This window comes from Lyngbya aestuarii BL J (assembly GCF_000478195.2).
GTDB lineage: Bacteria > Cyanobacteriota > Cyanobacteriia > Cyanobacteriales > Microcoleaceae > Capilliphycus > Capilliphycus aestuarii.
This window is the reverse complement of the sequence record NZ_AUZM01000148.1, coordinates 1-3,507: the sequence shown is the minus strand read 5'-3', so window position 1 is coordinate 3,507 and position 3,507 is coordinate 1. Positions and strand designations below refer to the sequence as shown.

General features: G+C 43.8%; 2 pseudogenes. Both read right to left on the bottom strand.

The features are described from left to right. Nucleotides 1-675: pseudogene (locus tag M595_RS26940) on the bottom strand (RNA-guided endonuclease InsQ/TnpB family protein); the annotation flags it as partial. Between the two features lie 25 nt (nucleotides 676-700). Then, a pseudogene (gene ltrA, locus M595_RS26935) lies at nucleotides 701-2,456 on the bottom strand (group II intron reverse transcriptase/maturase). Nucleotides 2,457-3,507 lie beyond the last annotated feature (1,051 nt).

The following is a 3,507-nucleotide window of genomic DNA, read 5'->3' as shown; positions in this document are numbered from 1 at the left end:
TAAACTTTCCCAAAATACTCCAACCATTCTCGAAACCGATACCCTCGCTGCATCATTGATTGACTTGGCTAAATGATGATTTTTAACCATGTTCCGTATCCGTAGGTTTTCAATCGCTACCAAGTCGTTAGACCGGATGACGTGTTGAGCCAATTTACAAACCCGATTCTGACGCCTGCGTGAAACCTTGAGATGCGCTCTACCTAATCTATTCCTGGCTTTTTTACGGTTTTGACTCCCCTTTTTTGTTCTTGATAGTCGGCGTTGCAACTTTTTAAGTTGGCGTTCATCCTTTCTCAAAAACCGAGGATTGTCTGCTTGATTACCACAACAATCAGTGTAGAAATAGTTGAGACCGACATCTAACCCTGTCTGTTTCCCTGTTAGTTCTTTTTTCTCCTCTCTCTCATGGTCTATTAGGAATTGTGCATAATACCCATCGTGCTTTCTAATCACTCGAACTCGTTTAATCTGTTCAAGTTGATAGAAGTGTAAATTTCGACTTCCCCATAGTTTAAATATACCCGCTTGAAACTTATCTGAAAAGGTTAAATAACGCCTATCATCCGACAGTTTGGTAGAGTCGAGTGGGAAGTCGCCTTCCCACCCTCTCCTACAAAACCGTGCTTGCGAATTTCTCCGCACACGGCTCCTCAACTGCTTGGCACTTGTCATGTGTACCTCTTTACCCAGATTTGGGTTAGGGGATGAGTTCATAAGAGTCATCACTTCTTACTTCCCATTCTTTGGGTTCCCACATAGCGTGTAAGATGTCGTGGCAGTGTCTGTGTATAGCCATCAGATTTGTGCGCTTGTTATTCTTGCGGTTTTTATCTATATGGTGCAATTCTACAAGGCTATCTGACGAGAAATACAGACCGCAATGTAAACATCTACCCTTTTGTTTCTTCAACAATTCAGATAGTGTTTTTGGGGTTTCAGGATAGTTTCTTAACCTTCGACTCCAGTAGACCCAATCACCGTCGTATGGACTTTGACTACCGTTCACCTTTGTGTGCCTCTTTATTTGCGTATCAGGGTGTTTGGCTAGTTTTAATCCATCAGTTGTAGCAAACGTCCATTTCCTTCCTTCGATTTCTCTCCAGTATCTACGGGCTTTGCTTTCCTTTTTACATCGACGTTTTGCCCATGCCCAAAGTTGCTTGAAAGCGATGTGACTTAGCTTGTTAAGAGTTTCTTGACTTGCAACTGTGGAAAAATAGTTACACCATCCCCTAATAACTGGGTTAAGTCTAGCGATTAATGCGCTTTGTGGAGCTGCATTATGCTCTTTTATGATGGTTGCTATTTTCTTGCAGTGTCCTTTCACGCTTTTCTTTGAGGGGGTGATTATGGTCTTAAATCCCAGTGGTTTTTTGTTGGTAGATTTTCCAGTCTGATATTTCCCTACTGGATGTTGTCTGATGTTAAACCCAAGGAAATCAAACCCAACGTTTCCTGAGTATTCAGTAAGTGTATGGGATATCCTTGTTTTACTAGGTTTAAGTTCCAGTCCAATGTCACTTAACCAATCTGCTATTATTTGATGACACTTTTGAATTACGGCAAGGTCTTCATGTAAGATGACAAAATCATCAGCGTACCTTATGAGGCTTAGACTCATTTGGTTTACCTTTTTTCCGTACCCCGGTCTACAGGGTAAAGTAGCCGCATATTGCTTTATCCGGCTTTCCATGCCGTGAAGGGCAATATGCGGCTAATAATGGAGAAACCACTCCGCCTTGAGGTGTACCTTCCTCTGTAGGATTGTAACCTTTTTGCCGATTAGCATAGTTGCTCCAGTCAATTACCCCAGATTTTAACCATGCCTTTATTTGTCGGCGGATGGTGGGGGATGTATTGAGTTTTGAGATAAGTGCATCATGGTTGATTCGGTCGAAGCATTGGGCGATGTCGGCATCTAGCACATATTTGGCTTTGTACCTAATCGCGTTGAAGATTGCTCCAATCGCATCGTGACATGACCTTCCGGGTCGGAATCCGTAGCTGTTAGGCTCGAATCTGGCTTCCCATTCTGGCTCTAAGGCAGCTTTTACTAGGGCTTGGATTGCCCTATCGTGCATTGTAGGTATCCCTAATGGGCGTTTTTCCTCTCTTCCAGGCTTGGGAATCCAAACCCTTCTGGTTGGTTTTGCCTTTTGGTTTAACCTCAGTCGGTTAACAAGTTCCAGCCTTTGTTTAGGGGTTAAACTCTTCACCCCATCTATTCCAGCAGTTTTCTTGCCCTGGTTATCCTGAGTTACCCGACGCACGGCTAGTACCTTAGCCGACCAAGAATTAATCAAAGTCTTTTGTAGCTTGCGGACTGCTCGAACATCTTCACGTTGAGAGGCTTGGAATATGCGCTTTTGCAGCTTGAAAACGACTCGCTCGACTTTACGCCAAGGAATATCTTTCCATTCCACAGTCGTCATATCTGACTCTGTATTAGACATATTTACTACTACTTGTTCCTATTCCCTCCAAACAATCGTGAATCTGTCAGCGTATCCTCACTGTTAGGTAAGGCGTTAGCTTCTGATTCAATCCCTCTCTGCTACATCTTTTAGTTAGCTACCTACTCAGGCATCGACCTTTCCTGAGAGATGTATCAGAGTTACTTCGTTCCTAATGACCATTGGTTGAATCTTTAGAGTGATGCTATCCACCGAGTTTATGGGAAGCGCTTATTGGTCAAGGATGGAGTTGCCAATTCCCTATCTTTGCCCTTTTGGGACTCCCAGTGTATCAGCCTTATTTCACTGGTTAAACTTAACGATGGTTCAGACACATCTTCACTTGCGTTACTCATGGATTCTTGCTAGGGGGGATGTCAGTTTAGGCTACTGTTTTACCCCCATTTAACTTCCCCGCTTCACCTTGCCAGTTGCTAATTGTCAAAATGGGGGAAGCGCTTTTACCATTGCGCCTATGGAGAGGGACTTGCACCCTCATGGTCATTAAGTTGTCAAAAGTTTTATTCAACCAATACGAAAGGTTGAACTCTTGCTCCTCGTACACTTTGAATTTGTATTCTCCATTTTTCGAGGAAACGAATCGCACCTATCCTGATGTCTTGTATTCAACAGAAGCTCTGACTTGGTACTTTTTAAACTTCGGGAATCCTTTTCTTGGTGCGCTTCCTCTAGCGGCTTGCGAAGCCGCGAGGTCGCACCGCTTCTTACCAGGTATTTTTTGCCTGCAATTTCTATAAAACCGTTCGATTGATGCCCAAGCCCTTTCTGCGTGTGCCTGCCTCGCCATAGAGTTTAATCTGGCTACCCAGGGAAACTCCTGATTATCGGACAGCACCTTGCAGTGCTTATAAGCATCGTTGCGACTTTTGACCTGACCATCTAACCACGCTCTGATGACGCTGTTCCGAACAAAACGCCCCGTCCGAATGGCTTCATCTAACCTTCGGTACTGACTTTCTGTTCCTTTCAGCTTCATCTCGTAGACCAGCATAGTTATCGTTATCACCTACGATAAATTATCGTAACACAG